The organism is bacterium endosymbiont of Bathymodiolus sp. 5 South, from assembly GCF_900128535.1.
Lineage (GTDB): Bacteria > Pseudomonadota > Gammaproteobacteria > PS1 > Pseudothioglobaceae > Thiodubiliella.
Genome location: NZ_FQTR01000021.1, coordinates 1 through 21,665, shown reverse-complemented (window position 1 = coordinate 21,665; position 21,665 = coordinate 1). Strand labels below are relative to the sequence as shown.

At 38.8% G+C, this 21,665-nt stretch carries 24 protein-coding genes; 7 read left to right on the top strand and 17 right to left on the bottom strand.

All coding sequences use genetic code 11. From position 1 onward, the window contains the following. Positions 1-285: 285 nt before the first annotated feature. Entirely contained in the window at positions 286-1,290 is a 1,005-nt protein-coding gene (locus BBROOKSOX_RS03765) for a hypothetical protein (protein WP_139659823.1), read from the bottom strand. Between the two features lie 176 nt (positions 1,291-1,466). Beyond that, positions 1,467-1,646, bottom strand: a complete 180-nt coding sequence (locus tag BBROOKSOX_RS03760; RefSeq protein ID WP_139659822.1) for a hypothetical protein — start codon at positions 1,644-1,646, stop codon at positions 1,467-1,469. Positions 1,647-1,900: 254 nt separating this feature from the next. Between BBROOKSOX_RS03760 and BBROOKSOX_RS03755 the strand changes: the two genes are divergently transcribed. The 3 genes from BBROOKSOX_RS03755 (at position 1,901) to BBROOKSOX_RS03745 (ending at position 3,035) form a co-directional block, all read left to right on the top strand. Continuing rightward, positions 1,901-2,251, top strand: a complete 351-nt coding sequence (locus tag BBROOKSOX_RS03755) for an IS110 family transposase (RefSeq protein WP_139659824.1) — start codon at positions 1,901-1,903, stop codon at positions 2,249-2,251. Positions 2,252-2,495: 244 nt separating this feature from the next. Further along, the gene (locus BBROOKSOX_RS03750) at positions 2,496-2,663 is read left to right on the top strand and encodes a hypothetical protein (RefSeq protein WP_180323838.1); all 168 of its coding nucleotides are present in this window, start codon (positions 2,496-2,498) and stop codon (positions 2,661-2,663) included. 6 nt (positions 2,664-2,669) lie between these two features. Next, the gene (locus tag BBROOKSOX_RS03745; protein ID WP_306821331.1) at positions 2,670-3,035 is read left to right on the top strand and encodes a transposase; all 366 of its coding nucleotides are present in this window, start codon (positions 2,670-2,672) and stop codon (positions 3,033-3,035) included. Between the two features lie 236 nt (positions 3,036-3,271). On the opposite strand, the gene BBROOKSOX_RS03740 is transcribed toward BBROOKSOX_RS03745, so the two are convergent. After that, positions 3,272-4,402: a cytochrome-c peroxidase gene (locus BBROOKSOX_RS03740; RefSeq protein WP_139659820.1), complete on the bottom strand. Its 1,131-nt coding sequence runs from the start codon at positions 4,400-4,402 to the stop codon at positions 3,272-3,274. A gap of 68 nt (positions 4,403-4,470) precedes the next feature. On the opposite strand from BBROOKSOX_RS03740, the gene BBROOKSOX_RS03735 reads away from it, so the two are divergent. Further along, on the top strand, positions 4,471-4,731 hold the full coding sequence (locus BBROOKSOX_RS03735) for a hypothetical protein (RefSeq protein WP_139659819.1): 261 nt from the start codon (positions 4,471-4,473) through the stop codon (positions 4,729-4,731). Here BBROOKSOX_RS03735 and BBROOKSOX_RS03730 read toward each other — a convergent pair. The 11 genes from BBROOKSOX_RS03730 to rdgB form a co-directional block, all read right to left on the bottom strand. Further along, positions 4,666-5,304 carry a YggS family pyridoxal phosphate-dependent enzyme gene (locus BBROOKSOX_RS03730; protein ID WP_139659818.1) on the bottom strand — a complete coding sequence of 213 codons (639 nt, stop codon included), beginning with the start codon at positions 5,302-5,304 and terminating at the stop codon, positions 4,666-4,668. The two genes, BBROOKSOX_RS03735 and BBROOKSOX_RS03730, sit on opposite strands and share 66 nt — an antisense overlap. After that, a complete protein-coding gene (locus BBROOKSOX_RS03725; RefSeq protein WP_139659817.1) occupies positions 5,301-6,158 on the bottom strand; it encodes a dihydroorotate dehydrogenase electron transfer subunit in 858 nt (285 codons plus the stop codon). The genes BBROOKSOX_RS03730 and BBROOKSOX_RS03725 overlap by 4 nt, the downstream gene beginning before the upstream one ends. Then, positions 6,151-6,996, bottom strand: a complete 846-nt coding sequence (gene argB, locus BBROOKSOX_RS03720; RefSeq protein WP_139659816.1) for an acetylglutamate kinase — start codon at positions 6,994-6,996, stop codon at positions 6,151-6,153. The genes BBROOKSOX_RS03725 and argB overlap by 8 nt, the downstream gene beginning before the upstream one ends. Positions 6,997-7,318: 322 nt before the next feature. Next, positions 7,319-9,703: a heavy metal translocating P-type ATPase gene (locus tag BBROOKSOX_RS03715; RefSeq protein WP_139659815.1), complete on the bottom strand. Its 2,385-nt coding sequence runs from the start codon at positions 9,701-9,703 to the stop codon at positions 7,319-7,321. 8 nt (positions 9,704-9,711) lie between these two features. Further along, complete coding sequence (locus tag BBROOKSOX_RS03710; RefSeq protein WP_139659814.1) at positions 9,712-11,175, bottom strand: multicopper oxidase family protein; 1,464 nt, start codon at positions 11,173-11,175, stop codon at positions 9,712-9,714. Next, on the bottom strand, positions 11,172-11,579 hold the full coding sequence (locus tag BBROOKSOX_RS03705; RefSeq protein ID WP_139659813.1) for a c-type cytochrome: 408 nt from the start codon (positions 11,577-11,579) through the stop codon (positions 11,172-11,174). Before BBROOKSOX_RS03705 ends, BBROOKSOX_RS03710 begins: the two co-directional genes overlap by 4 nt. Positions 11,580-11,605: 26 nt before the next feature. Beyond that, positions 11,606-12,310: a copper resistance protein B gene (locus BBROOKSOX_RS03700; protein ID WP_139659812.1), complete on the bottom strand. Its 705-nt coding sequence runs from the start codon at positions 12,308-12,310 to the stop codon at positions 11,606-11,608. A gap of 15 nt (positions 12,311-12,325) precedes the next feature. Then, positions 12,326-14,194 (bottom strand): copper resistance system multicopper oxidase, encoded by a 1,869-nt coding sequence (locus tag BBROOKSOX_RS03695; RefSeq protein ID WP_139659811.1) that lies wholly within the window; start codon positions 14,192-14,194, stop codon positions 12,326-12,328. A gap of 141 nt (positions 14,195-14,335) precedes the next feature. Then, positions 14,336-14,632: a hypothetical protein gene (locus BBROOKSOX_RS03690; RefSeq protein ID WP_139659810.1), complete on the bottom strand. Its 297-nt coding sequence runs from the start codon at positions 14,630-14,632 to the stop codon at positions 14,336-14,338. 180 nt (positions 14,633-14,812) lie between these two features. Beyond that, entirely contained in the window at positions 14,813-15,919 is a 1,107-nt protein-coding gene (hemW, locus tag BBROOKSOX_RS03685; protein WP_139659809.1) for a radical SAM family heme chaperone HemW, read from the bottom strand. Next, positions 15,913-16,503, bottom strand: coding sequence for an RdgB/HAM1 family non-canonical purine NTP pyrophosphatase (gene rdgB, locus BBROOKSOX_RS03680; protein WP_038338906.1), 591 nt, complete (start codon positions 16,501-16,503; stop codon positions 15,913-15,915). The genes hemW and rdgB overlap by 7 nt, the downstream gene beginning before the upstream one ends. A 43-nt stretch (positions 16,504-16,546) precedes the next feature. On the opposite strand from rdgB, the gene rpiA reads away from it, so the two are divergent. Beyond that, the gene (gene rpiA, locus BBROOKSOX_RS03675; RefSeq protein ID WP_139659808.1) at positions 16,547-17,206 is read left to right on the top strand and encodes a ribose-5-phosphate isomerase RpiA; all 660 of its coding nucleotides are present in this window, start codon (positions 16,547-16,549) and stop codon (positions 17,204-17,206) included. Between the two features lie 3 nt (positions 17,207-17,209). Here rpiA and BBROOKSOX_RS03670 read toward each other — a convergent pair whose 3' ends face one another. Further along, complete coding sequence (locus tag BBROOKSOX_RS03670) at positions 17,210-18,538, bottom strand: M48 family metallopeptidase (protein ID WP_139659807.1); 1,329 nt, start codon at positions 18,536-18,538, stop codon at positions 17,210-17,212. Positions 18,539-18,656: 118 nt separating this feature from the next. Here BBROOKSOX_RS03670 and BBROOKSOX_RS03665 point away from each other — a divergent pair, with 118 nt between their 5' ends. Both BBROOKSOX_RS03665 and BBROOKSOX_RS03660 read left to right on the top strand, forming a co-directional pair. Continuing rightward, on the top strand, positions 18,657-18,881 hold the full coding sequence (locus tag BBROOKSOX_RS03665) for a sulfurtransferase TusA family protein (protein WP_010646158.1): 225 nt from the start codon (positions 18,657-18,659) through the stop codon (positions 18,879-18,881). Positions 18,882-18,908: 27 nt separating this feature from the next. Beyond that, complete coding sequence (locus BBROOKSOX_RS03660; RefSeq protein ID WP_010646160.1) at positions 18,909-19,424, top strand: DsrE/DsrF/DrsH-like family protein; 516 nt, start codon at positions 18,909-18,911, stop codon at positions 19,422-19,424. 50 nt (positions 19,425-19,474) lie between these two features. On the opposite strand, the gene BBROOKSOX_RS03655 is transcribed toward BBROOKSOX_RS03660, so the two are convergent. Together BBROOKSOX_RS03655 and BBROOKSOX_RS03650 are read right to left on the bottom strand one after the other, a co-directional pair. After that, positions 19,475-20,128: an HAD family hydrolase gene (locus BBROOKSOX_RS03655; protein ID WP_139659806.1), complete on the bottom strand. Its 654-nt coding sequence runs from the start codon at positions 20,126-20,128 to the stop codon at positions 19,475-19,477. 392 nt (positions 20,129-20,520) lie between these two features. After that, a partial coding sequence (locus BBROOKSOX_RS03650; protein ID WP_180323837.1) for an inverse autotransporter beta domain-containing protein occupies positions 20,521-21,665 on the bottom strand: 1,145 nt, incomplete at its 5' end.

Sequence of the window (21,665 nt, the reverse complement as noted above, 5' to 3'; positions counted from 1 at the left end):
AGCCTTATAGAGACCTTTGCATAAATAGGGATGATTAGCAAAATGACAAGTTTTGCCGACTTGGTGATTTTATGAAATATAGTCATAGCAAAGCTATGGCTGTGTTTCATAAAATTGTCAAGTTGGTGAAACTTGTCATTTTGATGATTATTCATATTTATGCAAAGATCTCTTATAATTGGACACTAAAAAACCCGAATGAAAAAAGAAACATTCGGGTTAAAATTTAGGGAATTTAATCTTTGTTATAACGATTTACGCCACAAAAAAAAATTTTAAATTTTTTTACATAACACTAAAATCTTGCTGTATTCCTAATAAATCTATAGAAGCATTCGTCCCTATTGTTGCATCGTTGGTACTTAATATAGGTTTATTAGAGGAATCTTCATCAATACCTATAAATAGGTTATTAGCACCAACAATATGAATCACAAGGTCGTCAATACGCCCGCTCTTCGCTGCATTATGGATAGCTTCATCTACATCGTTATTGTCAACATATCTGGCACCAGAATGCGTTTTATCAATCGTATTATCAATCGCAAGAACAATATCCATATCCATATCAATCAGGTCGTCTAAAACATGATCTGATATCTCTTTAAGCGTAAAGCCATCTTTAGCATCTTCTTTAATGTCTGCTATAACCTTCGCACTGTCGTCTGCCATTTCCTTAGCCTCATCACTTGCAGATATGATAGGATCATCGCTTGCGGATGCTTTAGCATCTCGTTTAGCAGCGACCTCTGCTTGTGCAATTTCTGCTGCGTATTTTGCCGTTTCCTTGGCATCTTTATCAGACACTCCGTTTCCAATTTCCTCAACATAAACCTTAGCAAAAATATCAGCATAAGGCTTAGCCTCTGCAAATTTTTCACCCCCTGCCATCTTCTCAGCAAGGAAAAAAGCGTAACTTTTTGAATAGGCGTCAGTCTCCCCACTTCCCTTCATGTCAAAGAGAGTCTTTGTATATACATTGGCATAAAACCTAGAATAAGACTCAGCTTGGTCTTCGGCAGATCTTTCTGATTGCCCTGCTGAGATATTCTCATGAAAATTTTCAATATAAATCTTAGCAGCAAGCTCAGAAAAAGCTTTAGCGTAGGCCTCAGGCTTGCCTTCGTCTTTCATTGTTTTGTAAATCCTATCATGAACTTCTGCAGCACTTAAGTTCGGCTCTACTTTATTGCATGGTCGTGCTATCATACCTGATCCTACACCATATATATTTCCAAAAAATCCCAACACATCATCTGTCCAAAAATTTTTAACATTGTTATGATTCATTTTATTCTCCTGTTGATTATGATAAACTAAAGCCTCAGATACTTTTACAAATATCTAAAACTCCAACGATAAAATTATAACACGCAAACTGCATGACCAAATCACCAAATCACCAAATCACCAAATCACCAAATCATAGGCATCTTGCCCCATGTAATTAAGGTATTTTAATAAGATTAGAACTCATTCAACCATTGGTTATTGTTCGCCTCATGATCACGCTCAATCATAATTAATACACGCTCTTTTGGGCTTAGATGGTCGTCGTTGTTCATAAGTGCATTCTCCATGAATGTGTTGTACTTGCAAGTTGAATCTAAGGCGTCCCCTCGTATCATAACAATCGTGTCAATCATCAACACCAAAAACCGTTTTTGATTGCACTATCCAATGGCGATTGGATAAGGAGATAGTGACACAGCGCATCCCAATAAGTTTTTAAACTTGTGAATAAGGTTTTGTGCCTATCTCCTACTTTAACTTCAATAAATACGAACAGTATCTGGTGCAAATAATTGGCTTAAAATCATTTAGCACGAATAGAACGAGGATGTATTGAAGTTATCTTTATTTAATCACTTTGTTGATTTTAATTTAAACAGAGGTTGTTATACTACCAATTGGAATAGATATATCAAAGGCAAGTTTTGATGTTGCGTTTTTAGATGATGATAAATATCAAAATAAGAAGTTCAAAAATGACTTAAAAGGCTTTAAAAACTTAACTAAATGGCTCAAACCCATCAAAGAGGATAAAGTGTTTTGCATGGAGGCAACGGGTATTTATGGTGTTATGTTAGCAAAGTATTTGCATCAATTAGACCAAAGGGTTATTGTTGCCAATCCTATCAAAACTAACGCCTTTGCCAAAATGGAAATGGTTCGCAACAAAACCGATAAAGCTGATGCTCAAAGTATTGCTCGATATTGTATGCACATTATTGAAGAGACCTTTGCATAAATAGGAATAATCATCATAAACCCACTTTTCACCCACTTGGTGATTTTTTAAACCCAGCCTTAGTCCTGCTAGGGCAAGGTTTAAAGAAATCACCAATTGGGCAAAAATTGGATTTTGCCAATCATTCCTATTTATGTAAAGGCCTCTTGAAAAAGGTGATTTAAACAAAACTCTGTTTAGTCCCAAAAGTGAAGCCTTTGAGGCTTTACAATATTTGGTTACACGCCTAGAGCAACTAGGGAAAATGCGATCGGGTGAAAATAACCGCCTACAAGCCAGTCTTAACAAAGCGACAAGCAAATCAATCAAAACAATGTTAAGGGTAATTGACAAACAAGCACAGCTTGTTGAAGATGAGATTAAAACATTGGTTGATAACGATAAACAACTAAAACATCAAGTTAAACTATGACTCGGTATAGATGGTATTGGCAACAAAACTGCTTGGGCAATTATTGCTTATATGGGCGATATATCGCTGTTTGATAACGCAAAACAAGTAGCTTCTTTTGCGGGCTTAAATCCAAAAATAATACAATCGGGAACTGGCATTAATAAAAGTAGCCTGTCTAAAATGGGGTATAAAAAACTCAGGAAGCCGCTTTATATGCCAGCATTGGTAGCAATACGATACAATCCATTGATGTTGGATTTATATGAACGATTACAGCAGAAAGGCAAACCTAAGAAAGTGGCGCTGTGTGCGGTCATGAGAAAGTTATTGGTCATTTCTTATGGGGTATTAAAATCTGGACAGCCGTTTGATGTGAATTATGCAAAATAGTGATTAAATTGGCTTGCTTTTGCATTGATGACGGGGTTTGGGGTGAAACCCCAAGGGCAACTCTGCTGCCTAAAAGTCAATGACAAATAAAAATTAAAAAAAGGTTGACTTTTAAGACAGCATCTTATTCAAGATCAATTTTACTAATAATCCACACCGTTGAAGCTTGATCGTGGCTCAAGTATTCGCAACCAACAAGGCGTTATTGCGGACAATTGGGGTGTTATAATTAAGTATTAATTGCGTTTTAGCAGATGCTCATAACGCTTGTCTGTTAGAGTTTTTAGGAAAGCTACTAAGGCATTTACTTTTTTATCTGAGAGTTTTTTACCTTTTTTAAGGTCGTTAAAATCTATCGTTTCTGGCACTTCTGCTGCTGCCCAAGGTTGATTGGTTTCGGGGTTGGTAGTGCGACTTTTGTCAATGTATTTGTTATGAAATACAATCACAGTTGCCAGCTCTTTAAATACACCGTTATGCATATAAGGGGTAGTGATGGCGATATTTCTAAGGCTTGGGGTTTTGAATTTTCCTGCTTGTTTTACATCATTTACCTTGGGGTTGTTAAGCAAGCCTTTATCTATCGTCTTTACACCATTTTTAGCGCGTAATGCGGTGTTAACTGGCACGCCGATATTGTAATATTCATAATTACTGAATGCTTCGCCTTTGGCGTCATCAGATTTTTTTAGCTGATGACAAGTGGTGCAGTTGGCACCATTATCTGAGAAAAAGAGCGAGCGACCCAAATCTTCTAAATCTGTTAATTTGTATTTTCCTGCTAAATAACGGTCGTATTTTGAGTCAAATGGGGCAAAAAATTTGGTTTTTTCAAATTCAGCGATACTCTTTGTCATTGCCAAATAGGCTTTATCGGTATTGTCAAAAATATTGTTACCATAAATCTTTTTAAATTGTGTACTGTAGGTTGGATGGTTTTTAAAACGAGTAAGCAGGGCTTGCTTACTCAACATATTCATCTCACCAGGATTAAGCGGTGGACCGCCTGCTTGCCCTTTAAGGTCTTGTTCCCGCCCATCAAGAAATTGCCCACCTATCCATTGTTGGCTTTTTTTGTCAAAATGAAAGTCAGGGCTAAGCATTGCATAGGCGGCACTTGGGGTGTTTCTATCGCCTAAACTTTTTCCATTATCGCCGAGTGAGGCTGCACCGCCAACGCCGTTGTCACGATTGTCAACAAAGCCAAAACCAGGATTGTGACAAGTGCTACAAGACTGGGTGCGACTGTTGGATAAAATTGGGTCGAAAAACAACTTTTCTCCGAGCGCTTGTTTTTGTGCAATGAAGTCGGATTGTGCGCCATAAGCACTTGATATTAAAATAAAAAATAGAAATAATAGTTTCATTTTGAATTAAAAGTTGATAAAGTAGGGGGCGTATTATATCTGAAATACTTGGAGACCTTTGCATAAATATGAATAATCATCAAAACGCCATTTTTCGCCAACTTGACAATTTTATAAAACACAGCCATAGCTTTGCTATGACTATATTTCATAAAATCACCCATTCGGCAAAACTTGTCATTTTGCCAATCATCCCTACTTATGTAAAAGTCTCACTTGGTAGCTTTATTTTTTACAAGAAAACTCTGATAGAAACTAAAGAGTCAATCTCTTTGTCCGAAAATATCACTACCAACCCTAACAAAAGTTGCCCCGTTTTGAACGGCTAACTCCAAGTCATGACTCATACCCATAGATAGCGCGTCTAAACACGGGTATTTTTTTCCTATTTCTGCCATTTTAGTAAAACTTATGCGTGAATGATCGGGGTTGGGAATACACATAAAGCCCTTTAGTGATAGCTTGTCTAAAGATTTAATTTGTGTAACAACTTCATCAACCTCTTCAGGAAGAACACCGGATTTAGTGGGTTCATTATCGATATTAACTTGCAATAAAACATTGAGTTTTCCCTTATTATCTGGTCGCTGGTCATTCAGTCGTTTGGCAATTTTAAGTCTATCAACACTATGCACCCAATCAAAGTTTTGCGCAATTTGCTTGGTTTTGTTGGATTGAATTGGACCAATAAAATGCCAACACACCTTGGCATTTTCTAGTGCTGCAATTTTATCCAGCGCTTCTTGCAGGTAGTTTTCACCAAAATGGCGTTGTCCCGCATCAATTGCTTGTTGTACATCAGAGGCGCTCTTGGTTTTGCTAACGGCAATCAAAGTTACGACTTGAGTGTGATTAACCTTGTTAATCCGCGCTTGAACGCTTGCCAAGTTGTCTTTAATCAAAATACTTGGTCAGCATCAAACACAGGTCCATCAACGCAAACGCGTTTCATTGCTGCGCCGTTGTCCGTTTGCACTTCAACCACACAGCCCGCACAACCACCCACCCCGCACGCCATATATTCCTCAAGTGATACTTGGCAAGGTAAGGCATATTCCTTAGCCAACACAGCGACCGCTTCAAGCATCGGATGAGGACCACAAGCATACACTTCAACTTCTGCTAACCCCCCTATTGATAAAGCGTCTAAATACTGACGCGCTAAATCGGTAACAAAACCTGTAAATACCCCTTCAAACCCACGCAAACTTGCCAAACGACATTCAACCCCCCAATCTTCTAACAACGGCATTGTGTGCGTTGCACCTGCATAATTTTTGGCATTGTCTGCTGGCTTCTCATCGAATGGAAACGGCACTTCTGAGCCAAGAATAGTAAATGGCTGATAGTCCTTATCTTTAATCTGTTGAGCAATGGCAATCATCGGTGGCATACCCACGCCACCGCCAATAAGTAATGGGCGTTTTTTGTCAGTGAGCTCAAAGCCATTACCAATAGGTCCAATAATAGATAATACATCACCTATTTTGCGCTTAGACAATTGGCGTGTCCCTGTGCCCACTATTTTATAGAGTAGATCAAAAGTAGCATTTTCAACATCCACTGACATAATGGAAATCGGTCGCCTCATAGCAAGAGAATCAGACACCGTGATATGCACAAATTGCCCTGGTTTGGTCGCTTTAGCAATGCTGTCTGATGCTAAAGTTAAAATATACTGATCATCCTCAAATTGATAATGTGCCAATATTTGGCAATCACAAACTTGAATCGTGTTTCTGTGTGTGTTACTCATCAGCAGTAATCAGCGTGCCCACACCGCCATCGGTAAAAACTTCTAAGAGCACAGCGTGAGACACACGCCCATCAATAATATGCGTGGATTTAACACCATTTCTAACCGCTGAGAGCGCACAACCAATCTTTGGCAACATACCACCATAGATTGTGCCATCTGCAATTAACTCATCAACTTTTTTAGCACTCAAACCCGTTAGCAACTCATCCTTGTCATCTAACAAGCCAATCGTGTTGGTTAACAAAATCAGTTTTTCAGCATTAAGCGTCTCAGCGATTGAGCCTGCGACTAAATCGGCATTAATATTGTAAAAACACTCATCTGCACCTGTACCAATAGGTGCGATAACAGGAATGGCATTCAGTGATGCATCAATCACCGAGGTGTTAATATTATCCACTTCGCCTACAAAACCCAAATCAACGCCTGCTGGTGTTGGTAATTTCTTAGCAGCAATCAAACACTTGCCCTTACCTACCAAACCAATAGCGTGCCCGCCATGTTGATGAATTAAATCTACAATTTCTTGATTCACCACATCGCCCAAAACCGTTTTCACCACCTCCATAGTTTCCCTATCAGTCACACGCATACCGCCAATGAATTCACTTTTCTTGCCTATTTTCTCCAGTGTTTTGCCGATTTGTGGCCCGCCACCATGCACCACAATTGGGTTCATACCGACTGATTTCATCAACACAATATCACGCGCAAAACTGGATTTTAGTTTTTCGTCTATCATGGCATTACCGCCATATTTAATGACAATGGTTTTATCTTTAAATTTTTGAATATAGGGTAGTGCTTCAATTAAGACGCGCGTGATTTGAGACATGTTGGTACTTGGACAAAGATTAAAAGAATTCTATTTTACCTAGAGACCTTTGCATAAATAGGGATGATTAGCAAAATCCAATTTTTGCCGAATTGGTGATTTTATGAAATATAGTCATAACCAAAGCTATGGCTGTGTTTCATAAAATTGTCAAGTTGGTGAAAAATGGCGTTTTGATGATTATTCATATTTATGCAAAGGTCTCACCTAACAAGTATTCTTTAAGGGCGCCCCAGAAACCTTGATAATTTTTGACAACGACAAATTTCCATAGACTAAATAGAATTTGAAGAATAGTTATTTGCGCCTATGCAATATTTTTTTAGTCTATGGAAATCTTTCTAAGTCTAAGCGCATTTACAATCACCGATACCGAACTAAAACTCATCGCTGTTGCGGCAATCATGGGGGAAAGTAATACGCCAAATACAGGAAACAATACCCCAGCAGCTATCGGCACTCCTAAAATATTGTAAACAAAAGCAAAAAATAAGTTTTGTTTGATGTTTTTCATCACGGCACAACTTAATTTTTTGGCTTTGACAATCCCATATAAATCCCCCTGTACTAAAGTAACTTCCGCACTTTGAATGGCTATATCAGTGCCTGTGCCCATCGCTATACCCACATCTGCTTGGGCTAAAGCAGGTGAGTCATTCACCCCATCACCTGCCATAGCTACAATTTTCCCTTGTGCTTGAAGTTGTTTGATTTTATTAAGTTTGTCTTCTGGCAGGCACTGCGCATAAAATTCACTTAGATTAAGCTCATCAGCAACTGCTTTGGCAGTATTTTTATTATCGCCGGTCATCATAATGACATCCACCCCTTTTGCCATTAACTCAGTGATGGCTTTTTTACTGCTTGATTTAATACTGTCGCTAATAGACACATAACCCAACACTTTATCATCAATACCAATATAAGAAACAGTTTTGCCTTGTTCTTGTGCGGCAACAATTTTTTGCCTAAATATATCATCACCAATGTCAATCTTACTTGTTGTCATTAACGCTAGATTGCCCAATGTTATTTTTTGCTTATCAATAATACCAACCACGCCTTTGCCAGTAATTGCTTCAAAATCTGCCACTTCAACAAGGCTGATATTCTTTTCTTTAGCAAACTGCACCACAGCTTGTGCCAAAGGATGTTCGCTATATTGATTGAGTGAGGCTATTTTTTGCAATAAATCATCAGCATTGCCCCTTTGAGAAAACACTGTTTCCACTGAGGGTTTGCCCTGGGTAAGCGTGCCAGTTTTATCGGTAATTAACACATCAACCTTGTCCATTATTTCCAAAACTTGAGCGTTTTTAATCAATATACCTGATTGCGCTCCTTTGCCCACCCCAACCATGACTGACATCGGGGTTGCCAAACCTAAGGCACAAGGACAAGCAATAATCAACACTGCCACTGCATTTACAAAACCATAAACCAGTGCGGGTTCTGGCCCAAGCCAAACCCAAATCATAAAAGTTAAAATTGCTGTTAACACAACGACTGGCACAAAATATTTGGCAATAGTATCGGCTAATTTTTGAATTGGTGCACGCGAACGAGACGCAGTTTTAACCATTTCAATTATTTGAGAAAGCAAGGTTTCTGCCCCTACTTTTTGAGCACACATGACAAAAGATTGATTGCCATTAATACTGCCACTAGTTACCTTATCCCCTGCAACTTTATCAACAGGAATAGGTTCGCCAGAAATCATTGATTCGTCAAGACTGCTTTTGCCTTGAGTAATAATACCATCCACGGCAATTTTGTCTCCCGGCTTAACCCTTAGTAAATCATCTTTTTTAATCTTATCAATGGCAATCACAACTTCTACATTACTCTTAAGTAATATCGCTGTTGCAGGTGCCAATTGTAACAATGCTTTTAATGCACCACTGGTCTGGCTGTGTGCTTTTGCTTCCAATAATTGCCCCAATAAAACCAAAGTTAAAATGACTGCTGTGGCTTCAAAGTAAAGCAAAACCATGCCACTTTCGGTTTTAAAATCATCAGGGAAAATCTCAGGGAAAAACAATCCTACCATGCTAAAAATAAACGCAACCCCTGTGCCAATGCCCACCAAAGTAAACATATTGAGATTCCAAGTAACAATGGATGTGTAAGCCCGCTCAAAAAACATCCAGCAAGTCCAAAAAACAATGGGCAGAGTTAAAACAAATTGCATAAAGCCCAAATTTTGTCCGCTCATTAAAGCATTGAGTGGGTTATTGGGCATTAAATCGGACATCGAAATAACAAAAACGGGCAAAGCAAATAAAACCGATATTTTCATTTTTTTCAGCAAATTTTGATAAGTTTTTTGCTCACTATCTTCAGCCTCTAATGTCACTAAATCCATACCACAAACTGGGCAACCGCTTTGCGTTGGGTAAGTTTTTTCACCCTCACAAAACATCGGACAATAAAACACACTACTCCCATTTTCAATACTTGTTTGTTGTTTTGGATGCACAAACTCATGTTTGTGTTTTGGCGTAGTAATCGTATAATGCAACCCAGCCGTTAATAAAGCCTGTTGCAAAGTCTCAAGTGATAAATGACGCTGCATTTCAACCACCACGGCTTTGGTGGCTAAATCAACCTCTACCTTACGAATGTCGGATAATGCCAACAATGCCTTTTCTACACTGGCTTTACATCCTCCACAAGACATATCTAGAATTTGATAAGTATGTTTCATATTTAAACCTAAATCACGACAAACTGCCCCATCATTCCTCTGTCTTCATGCTCTAAAATATGGCAGTGATACATATAAGGTGTTGTTGCATCACGAAACTCAGGAAACTTCATAATCACACTCACCCGCTCTCTAGGATGCACCAACACCACATCTTTAAAGCCCAATTCATGCCCTTTAACCCCACCTTTACGAGCAATGACTTTAAATTGCACATTATGGATATGCAAAGGATGCGCCATCATTGAGGTATTTTCTAAATGCCAGATTTCTGTACTGCCCGCCTTCACCACTTCATCAATTCGATTAATGTCCATGGTTTTGCCATTAATACTAAAAGCATTACCACCAAACATCATTCTTGGTCCCATTTGCATTTGCAAGACCAGTCTTCTTTGCTTGCTTACTAAGGATTGCTGTGGGTTATTGTGTTTGACTAAAGTTTTAGGGAGGTTACTTGTGCTTTTAAGTGCACTAGAGGCATCAATTTGAAAAATATCCATATCCTGCTCACCCCCCATCATACCATTCATCATTCCCATACCACCCATTGAGGACTCTTGCACAGCCGTATGTTGTAGCATTGGATGCCCGCCATCACTCACATCCATCAAAATTTCTACTCTCTCAGCAGGTGCCAAACGCAGCGTATTGGCTTTAATTGAATGCTCTAACAAACCACCATCACTCCCAATAATAGCAAACATACGATTATCATTAAAACTTAAATGATAGGTTCTGGCATTTGAACCGTTGAGCAGTCGCAAGCGTAATAAAGATTTTTTGGCTTTTAAAACTGGATTAACGACACCATTAACCAATACCGTATTACCCTTCATACCACGCATACTGTCCATCATTGAGCCCAGATAAGCAAAAGAGCCATTGCGCTTAAAATCCCTATCCTGAATAATCACTGGTAGATCATCCACCCCATATTCCGAAGGTAGGTTCAGTTTTTTAGATTCATCATCGCCAATAATAAAGAGCCCTGCTAAACCGTGGTAAACCTGCTTAGCTGTTTTATGTAATTGATGCGAATGATACCAAAGCGTTGCAGCACTCTGAATAATGTCAAACTTAGTTTGCCAAGTCTGATTCGGCGCAATGGGCTGATGAGGGCCGCCATCGGCTTTAGCAGGCAGCTTCATCCCGTGCCAGTGTAGTGTGGTAGTTTGATCAATGGTATTTTTAACACTGATGTGCACTTTATCACCTTGATTGGCAAATAATGTTACCCCTAGAAAATCTTGGTTTATCCCTAAGGTTGGTGTGATTTTATTAGGCAAAATAGCGCTTTTACCGGACTGAATACTTAAATCAAAATACACATCTTTACCTACTCTTTTGCCCAGTTCTAGTTTTGGCACTCTAAAAGTATTGCGAAAAACCTTAGCGCTTGCCCATACCATTTGCTTTGGCAATGCAGCCAAGACTAGGCCTGTTTGTATAAATCTTCTTCTGCTAATCATTTAAACCTCTCATCATATTTTTGTTGAATGACTTTTGGCCATAAGCTATGTAGATAATCTAGGATTGCCTGCTTTTCTGTATCCGTTAGTTTGTCTTTAAATGCTGGCATCCATCCACCTAACTTTGCACCGCCGTTATTAATCGTATTGAGTAACAATTTTGGCGAATGATGCCAAGTATGCGCTGTTCCGTTTAATGGTGGTGCTGGATATTTGCCATTTGGTAAAGCCCTCTTCCAATCTATCGTTGTGCCCTTGGCATCTTTACCATGACAAGATACACAATTTTTATCAAAAGTTGCTTTACCTAGTTTGATCCTATCTGCTGCTTTTGCTTGTGCATCACCGCTGTCAAAACAAGCAGTTAAAAATAACACACTGAATAAAATTATAATTGTTTTCATATTTTCTCCTTTTTTTATACTTTAAACTAAAACCAAAAACGCACACCAACCACAATTTGTGCATCTTCAATATCCTCACCTTCAGCAATAGAGAAATCAGCCGTCTTGCCGTATTTTTTCTCCCAGTTAATGCCAATATAAGGTGCAAATTCACGCGTGACTTCATAACGCAGTCTTAGCCCTGCCTCAACACTAGACAAACCCTTTCCTGTGCCTGTTAATTCATCGTCTTTGCTAAAGGCATTAATCTCTACTTCTGGCGATAAAATCAGTTTTTGACTCAGCATATACTCATACTCAGCATCTAAGCGTGCGCCTAGTCTGCCAGATTCACCCACAAATAATGAAGCATCAACCTCAAATAAATAAGGTGCCAAGCCCTTAGCAGCAATCACGCCCCAATGGCGTTTCGGTTTTGGCTGAAAGTCTTGTTTCACCCCAAATTGTAAATCCCAAAAAGGTGTCACTGCTTTTGAGTAAAGCCATTGTAATTCAGATTTTTCAGTATGCCCTGCAACCCTCTCTCCTTTAGTTTTAACCCAAAATTTATTTAAATCTTTACCTATCCAAGCCTCAATATTCCAAGCCCCAGGGTTGGCACCGTCTGTACTTCGCAACTCCACCTCACCCATTACCTTGGTTACAACAGGGTCATCTTCCATACCACTTGCAAACGACGATGATGTCAAAACAAATAAACAGCCAATTGTTATTATTTTTAAATATTCCATGATTTTCTCCTTTAATTAAACCACATCCACACGACGAAACATGCCCAACATGTGATATAGCAAATGACAATGATATGCCCACGAGCCTTTAGCATCGACTTGAACTCGATAACTAATCTTTGCCCCTGGCTGAACAATCACCGTATGCTTGCGTGGGATATACCTATTATCTCCTGTCTCCAAATCACTCCACATTCCATGCAGATGCATAGGGTGATTCATCATCGTGTCATTCACAAAAGTGATGCGAACAACCTCGCCAAATTTAAACCTCAGTGGCTCAGCATCGGCAAACTTCACACCATTAATAGACCACATATAACGACTCATATTGCCGGTTAAATGCAATTGAATTTCACGATCTGGATCGGGGTAATTATGCGTCATGTGTAAATTACGCAAGTCTGCGTAAACCAAAACCTTTCTGCCATTATTACGCAACCCAACACCTGGGTCATCTAAACGATATTGTGGATCAGCAGAGCGCATATCAATATGTGGTCCAAATTCAGTATCCGCGTGGGTTACCATTGAATCCATAGTTAGCATTTTTTTGTTGCCTGTCATCTTCATCTTTGAGTGATCCATGCCTGCCATTGATTTTTGCTGACCCATGGAACTGTGATCCATTTTTGAATGGTCCATTCCAACCATTGTTGTTTGCTTCATATTCATTGAAGTATGATTCATTTTTGCATGATCCATGCCCTTCATTGGCCAAGACATATTCATAGTGCTATGATCCATACCTGCCATATTTGACATATTCATCCCCATATCACTGTGTGTTAGACTAGACGCCTTGTCTAATTCAGGCACCTCACCCAACATGGAAGCATCGGGAGTTAATGTTCCTCGTGCATAACCAGAGCGAGAAATATCTTGGGCAAAAATAGTGTAGGCTCTGTCATATTTTGGCTCAACAATCACATCGTAAGTTTCTGCCACGCCAATGCGGCACTCATCAACAGACACGGGCTCAATGTTTTGTCCATCAGCAGCCACTACCGTCATTTTTAACCCTGGAATGCGCACATCAAAAAATGTCATGGCTGAACCGTTGATAAAGCGAACTCGTACTTTATCGCCTTTTTCAAACAAGCCAACCCAACCTTTATCCGGTGTTATACCGTTGGCTAAATAAGTGTAGGTATATCCTGTTACATCGGACAAATCACGCTGACTCATACGCATTTGGTTCCACATTTTTCTATCATTCCAAGTATTTTCCAGACCTTTTTTCTCAATATCCTCCATTAAATCAGTATGGGTGCGTTCATTAAAATTGTAGTAATGTGAGAGTTTTTTGAGTTTGTGATACACATCGGTTGGATTCTCATCCGTCCAATCAGAGAGCATAACCACATAATCTTTATCATAAGTGATGGGGTCTTTTCCAGCTGGGTCTATTACAATCGGGCCATATAAGCCTGTTTGTTCTTGAAAGCTAGAATGTGAGTGATACCAATAAGTGCCACTTTGCTGGGCTTTAAAACGATAAGTAAAGGTTTCACCAGGTTTAATCCCATGAAAATCATTACTAATATCAGGCACCCCATCCATTTCACTTGGCAAAATCAAACCATGCCAGTGAATAGAAGTGTTTTCTGTTAGATGATTAGTCACATTTAGCGTAATCATCTCCCCTTCTTTAAACCTTAATAAAGGCGCTGGAAGTGCGTTATTTACGGTAGTGGCACTACGCATTGTGCCGGTAAAGTTGACACTTTGCGCTCCAATACTTAGATTAAAAGTATTGCCCGTTAGGGTGGTTATATTGTTGCGCATACCCGCAAATAAAAGACTTGGGTTAATCGCTAATGCGGCAGCGCCTATTGTTACACCCGTAACAAATTGCCTGCGTGATAATGTTTTGCTATTCATTTTTATTCTCCTTAATCAATAACTCTTTGAATTGATATACAATTCTTAACTACTTAAAAAAAACTTAGATTGATTGACGATTGACGATCATCAAGTTTGTTTTATAAAGACAAACTTACAGACGCCAATACGCTAGAAAATTTAAACGATTGGAGGGGGGAGCACCTTCTTCGAGGAAAAAGAGGTATAAAAAGTATTAATAATGGAAGTTACCAAAAAAGATTGAGAAATGACTTTTTGAGAAATTATGGCTTTCTTATCAATAGAAAAATGTTGCACACAGACTGTATCGCAACATCCTGATAAATGTTGCTCAACAGACATATTCATCGATTGACTGCCTAGTGAACAATGCTCAATGCCACTAGACACAACAACATCATTAGCATTCGCTAATGCCATAAATACAAGAAAAAACAAGGATAGGAAAACTTTCATTTTTTAATTATATCACGAGACCTTTGCATAAATATAAATAATCATCAAAACGCCATTTTTCGCCAACTTGACAATTTTATAAAACACAGCCATAGCTTTGCTATAACTATATTTCATAAAATTACCAAGTCGGCAAAACTTGTCATTTTGCTAATCATCCCTACTTATGCAAAAGTCTCATCACAAAAAAATAATCTGTAAATCATTCAGAAAATTAAATCCTTTTTCACTAGGTTGAATGTGTTTATCATTGAGTTCAAGTAACCCCAACGCTTGCGCCTTATTTAGTTGTTGCTGAATTGCTGGCATTGATTGCCCTGTTCTTTGCGTGAATAAATTAGACTCAAACCCCGCTTTAAGTCGCAATGCATTCAACATAAACTCAAAACTAAGTTGATTGATAACGGTCGTTTTGTTTTGGTTATTTTGCATAAAATCTTTGGGTGATTTTGATTGTAAGGTGCGAAGTATTTTACCCTGTGTGGTGATTTTTCCATGTGCACCAGCACCAATGCCTAAATAATCGCCAAATTGCCAATAATTCAGATTGTGCTTTGCAGGTCGTTGTGAAAAGGCCGAAACCTCGTATTGGGTAAATCCTGCTTGTTCTAATAACCGTTGTCCTTGCTCTTGCATTTCCCAGGCATTTTCTTGCGAAAGTTTTGGCGGATGTTTGGCAAATAAAGTATTTGGCTCAATGGTGAGTTGATAAAAAGAAATATGCGCTGGACTCAGTGCAATGGCTTGTTCAACATCATGCAAACACGCCTCAATACTTTGATTCTCAAAACCAAACATTAAGTCAATATTAATATTATCAAATCCAGCCACCTGTGCTTGTTTTAGCGTTTCAATCGCTTGTTGGCTGGAATGTATTCTGCCTAATTTTTTTAGATGCCCATCGTTAAAAGACTGTACGCCAATTGACAAACGATTTACCCCTAACTTTTTTAAAGCACTGAATTTGTCTCTATCGCTTGCCCCAGGATTGGCTTCTAATGTGATTTCAATATCATCGGCAAAGTCCAATGTTGCTCTGAGTTCTACAAACAAAACTTCCATGGCTGCAATCGAACACAAACTCGGTGTGCCGCCGCCAATAAAAATTGTTTGTATCTCTCGCCCTTGCACCCAATGTCGTTGATTTTTCAGATCTGCCAATACCGCTTGCATATAGACTATATCATTCTCAGTATGCTGTTCATGCGAATTAAAATCGCAATACGGGCATTTTTTTACACACCAAGGGTAATGGATATACAGTGAAAGTGGTGGCAGTATTAACAAACTTTTAATTCTTCTAGCAGTGCTGTGAGTGCCTTGGCTCTATGTGAAATCGTATTTTTAACCTCAGGTGCCAATTCAGCAGAAGTACAACCCTGAGTTGGCAGATAAAAAATAGGGTCATAACCAAAACCATTGTTGCCGACTTTCTCACGCAACACCTCACCCTCCCAACCCCGCTGAATAATAATAGGTGTTGGGTCGTTTGCATGCTCAACAAAGACAACTGCACACCAAAATCTGGCACTGCGCTGACCATCAGCAACGCCCCTCATTTCAGCTAATAGTTTTTGCGTGTTGGCTTCCTCATTGCCATGATTGCCCCCGTAGCGTGCTGAGTAAATACCTGGCGCACCATCCAGTGCATCTACCACAATACCTGAGTCATCTGCTAAAGCAGGAAGACCTGATTGTGCAGAGGCATTGCGCGCTTTAATCAAAGCATTTTCAACAAAAGTGCGTCCTATTTCAGGTACTTCTTTGACGCCACCATCGCTCATTGATACCACTTCACAGACACCTTTAAGCAGGGCGTTAAATTCTGTCATTTTTCCTTTGTTATTGCTTGCTAAGATGATTTTTCGCATAGGTGTATAATAACTCACTTTAAATGACATTCAAAAAACGATTATGACACAAGATGAAATGAAACAAGCAGTGGCACAAGAAGCATTAAACTATGTCGTTGAGGGTACTATTATAGGCGTTGGTACCGGTTCAACGGCGAATTTTTTTATCGATGCATTGGCGACCATAAAAGACAAAATCAAAGGCACAGTGGCAAGTTCTGAGGCAACAGCACAGCGATTAAAATCCCACGGTATTAAAGTCTTTGATTTGAATGAGGTAACAAAAATATCGGTTTATATTGATGGTGCTGATGAGTCAGATGAGGGTTTAAACCTTATTAAAGGTGGTGGCGGTGCACTGACTCGTGAAAAGATTGTGGCAGCAGTGGCTAACGAATTTATCTGTATTGCCGATGCGTCCAAACTGGTAGCGGTCATGGGTGCATTCCCCCTACCTGTAGAGGTTATCCCAATGAGTGCGAATTATGTAACTCGTGAAATTACCAAAAGAATCGGTGGCACCGTAACACTCAGAGATTTCACTACTGATAATGGCAACTTGATTTTAGATGTGAGTGATCTAAAAATTACTCATCCAAAAGCTCTGGAAACCGAGCTAAACAGCATTATTGGTGTTGTAACTAACGGTTTATTTGCCAACAGTCCTGCAGATGTATTATTACTTGGAACGCCAAATGGCGTTCGTAGGGTGACGGCTTAAACTTCATTTATATAAGTTTATTATTTGTTTTAAGGTATTAATCTTAGCATTCACGATATCGTACAAATCTTGTGAATCAACCAATGTTTTTGCACGCTCATAGCGCCCAATTGCTTGGTCTAGTTTGCCCTGTACAATCAATGCTTTCGCACTTTGGATGTGTGAACGCCCAAAATCGCCTTGTTTTAAATACAACAAAGCCAATAATTTGTAAGATTCATAATTACCTTGATTTGCCCGCAAAAAAGACTTTAAAATTGATATACCTAAATGCAACTGCTGGTTATCCAAATAAGCTTTAGCCGCATAATACACACTTGCCTCGTCTTTTTCATTGCTGTTATTCTTATTAAAATACTGCTGCGCCAAAACAACATTGCCCAACTTAGAGGCAATACGCCCTGCCAAAATACAACTAGGTTTGCTCTTATCAATCAATAATAATCGATCGATGTATCGCTTAGCATTTTTATAATTCTGCTCATCAAACGCTTGATACGCTTGCATATAATAAGTAATTGCTTTGCCATTTTCTGTTTTAATTCTGTTGTATTTTTGATAATGCAATTTGGCTTTAATCGTCGCATATTCAAAAGAATCTTTTCTATAGCTGCCCAAAGTTCGATCTGAGCGTTGCAAACTGTCCGCGATACGGTTAATGCTTAATGGATGCGATTGCAAAAATTCTTGTGCATTGGTGCTGTCTTTTAATTTTGCAAAGAAATTAGCCATGCCTTTTGGATCAAATCCAGAGCGCTTTAACATCGCCGTACCAATTCTATCTGCCTCCCATTCGTGCTCACGGGTAAAGTTAATATTTTGTTGTAAAGTGCCTGCTAGGGTAGAGGTAAAAATAGCTTCTGATGCCTTGTTGTTATCAACCAATGCCGCTGCCAACATGCCTGCTAATAATAAATAGTTTTGCTTGCCTGATTTTTTAGAAAATCGCACAAGATGATTTTGAGTAACATGCGATATTTCATGACAAAGCACACCCGCCAACTCAGACTCAAAATCTGAGCTCAGCAGCATCCCTGTGTGGATACCGATATAACCATACGGGCCAGCAAAGGCATTAATACTGTCATCTTTCAAAAATAAAAAACCAAAATGTTTGCGTGGATTTTCGCTATAAGTAGTGAGCTCTTGGCCGAGTTTTTGCAGGTAAGTTGTCGCCTCAATATCGGAAATAACCAAATCGGTATCCCAAATTAATTGCAAAAAATCCCCGCCCCTCTTCTTTTCATCTAAGGATTCTGAGAGTTGCAACTCTGGAACACTCAATGCAAACGCAAAAAGTGGCACTATAAGTAAGGATAGTAAAATTTTCATAATGGTGCTTATTATATTTGACTATTCAACATAAAATGCTATAAAATACTTAAACTTATTAGAAAATCCTAATATGTATATGTATTTAATTTAACTAACACTTACAAGGAGTCCCATCATGGCTGACGAAACTTTAGACGCATCAGGCTTAAACTGTCCATTACCAATCTTAAAAACCAAGAAAGCATTATCCAAAATGGATGCTGGAAAAATCTTAGATGTTATTTCCACGGATGCTGGCTCAGTAAAAGACATTGAGGCTTTTTGCAATCAAACAGGCAACAAGCTTATTTCAACAGTAGAAGATAATGGTAAATATGTCTTCACTATTGAAAAGGCTTAAAACACTAATTTAACAGGGAGTTGTATTATGTCAGATAACAAAAAAATGACGATTATTGCCACTAAAGGTACTTTTGATTGGGCATTTCCACCCTTCATTATTGCCTCTACTGGCGTGGCAATGGATAAAGAAGTCACCATCTTCTTTACCTTCTACGGTCTTAACCTTTTACTGAAAGACACTTCCAAATTAAAGGTTTCCCCTATGGGCAATCCCGCTATGCCAATGAAACTCCCTATGGGTCCAAAATGGTTACAAAAAATTGATTTTGGCCCTAAAATTCCAAACATCTTTTGGTCTCTACCCTTCACAGAGCACTTAGCAACTTATTTAATGAAAAAAACCATGAAAAAAAATGGTGTTGCAAAGTTAGATGAACTACGCGCTATGTGTCAAGAATTTGATGTTAAATTTATCGCTTGTGAAATGACGGTTGATTTATTCGGTTATAGCAAAGACGATTTCATTGATGGCGTTGAATTTGCAGGTGCAGCGACTTATTTTGATGAATGTGATGGCTCAAACCATAACCTTTATATGTAGTCACTGAGCTGTTACCACTGATTAATAAAAACCTCCGACAGGAGGTTTTTTTATGTCCAGTCTAGGCTCAACCAATCTCGTTCTTTCGCTATTTTGTACAGCTTGTCATCCGCATGCACAACAATAGGATTATCAACCAATTCTAATAACGGTAAATCATTGTGTGAATCGGAATAAAAATATGCACCTTCTAAAGGTTCATTATTTGCTTCACACCATTGTTTTAGTTTGTGCACTTTACCGCTTTGAAAACACGGCTCACCTAATACTTTACCTGTAAACCTCCCAGCAATCATTTCAGGTTCAGTGGCTAACAATTCATCAATGCCATAAACTTGTGCAATCGGACGGGTAACAAATGAATTAGTCGCAGTAATGACGATCAGTCTATCGCCATTTTTCTTGTGTAAATTAACCACTTTTTGCGCTTTTTCCAGAAGGATTGGCTGGATCTTCTCAGTCATAAATTGTTGATGCCATGCTTTTAATTTCTTAATGGGGTTGCTTGCTAAAGGCGTTAGGCAGAATTCTAAATATTTATCAATATTTAACTCACCTTTAGCGTAATCATCAAAAAATGCTTGATTTTGCTGCTGGTATTCATCAACATCAACTGCACCAATTTCAGACAAAAACTCACCCCATAAAAAATCACTGTCGCCCCCTAACAAAGTTTTATCTAAATCAAATAATGCAAGTGCCATATTAATAAATATTATAAACTAAAGAAAAAATATTATACTTAAAGAGACCTTTGCATAAGTAGGAATGATTAGCAAAATGACAAGTTTTGCTGAATTGGTGATTTCTTTAAACCTTGCCCTAGCAGGGATAAGTCTGGGTTTAAAAAATTACCAAGTGGGTGAAAAGTGGATTTCTGATGATTGTTCCTACTTATGCAAAGGTCTCTTAAAGTAAACAATGATGATGTAACACTCTATCGGTAAAATCAGTAGCAAAATCCACACTTAACTGGCTTATTAAAATTACAAAAAAACCCAGTCAAAAGACTGGTTTTTTTGTGTGGCTAAATACTTTAACCCAACACTTGAATGTTATTTTCTTAGTGTTGGTTATGGTCATTTATGCAAAGTGCTTATAAGTCCTTAATACAACGAATACTCCCGCCTCGAGTGCGGACTCTGTTTACAATATCACTACTATTGCTTGTAACCTTCATAGCATCACTATCAGCAGAATTTTTAGCAGCACCAGCCCCAACCCACAAGAAGGCAACAGATCCACGATCGTTAAGATCACCATTAAACCCATTACGACTGCCAGCAGCTGGCAACTTCAGGAAGCTGGAAAAGGCTGTAGCAGTATTTTTAACATCAGAATTGAGAGTATCTTCCTTTAACTCGGCTGTACTTGGCACACTAAAGCCTGCTGGACAAATGTCATTGACTCCGCCATCTTTCCAAGCAGCTATTCTAAGTGCACCATTGCTATCATTGCTATCATTTTTTGTCCAATCACGAGCACGTTGATTACTTTGATTACTTTGATCAATGATAAATTTATTGGGTGCTGGAGTAGTGATAGAACTTGCTAGTATTGTTGTTGTGCCTGAAGTGCTAGACTCATGACCATCCTTTGCACGACCCCATTGGTAGTAATCACCAAAACAATCAGCGTCTGTAGATGAGGTGCAAACTTGACGGGCGCCTAGATTTCTATCAAGCCAAACTCTCTTTGTGCGAGGTGAGGTAACCAGTGAGTAAGCTAGCCCGTGAAACAAAATTTTGCTATTTTTTATTTTATTATTACGCTCTACCCAAGCAAGCTCACCTAAGTCCATTTTGCGGCTGTCTTTAAAGGCTTTGCTGGCAATCGCAAAATTGGTGGATTTTTGCTTGTTGCCCAGTGGTAGTTTTACCGTGAGTTTGCCATAGTTGGTGGCATTCATGGTATTGTTGTTTTCTTGACCGAACTCGAAACTTACCGATGGGGTAAGCTCAATATCCACACCCAAAATGTTACCCTTAATGTTTGGACCTGTTTTGGTGTCCCAGTGATAATAAGTGCCTTTGATTTTTGCCCAAGGTAGATAAGGGGCTTGACCGCTGAATTTGACATCATAACCTGACCAAGCTGCTTCCTTGGCAGCGTTGACTACTTTTTTGCCTGAAAGTATATGATATTTGTTAATATTGGCACTAAAGTTAGTGCGCTGGTATTCCAAACCAAGACTTAGGCGCCTGTGTCTGGATTTGGTCTCATAATCAGTAAAAACATTAA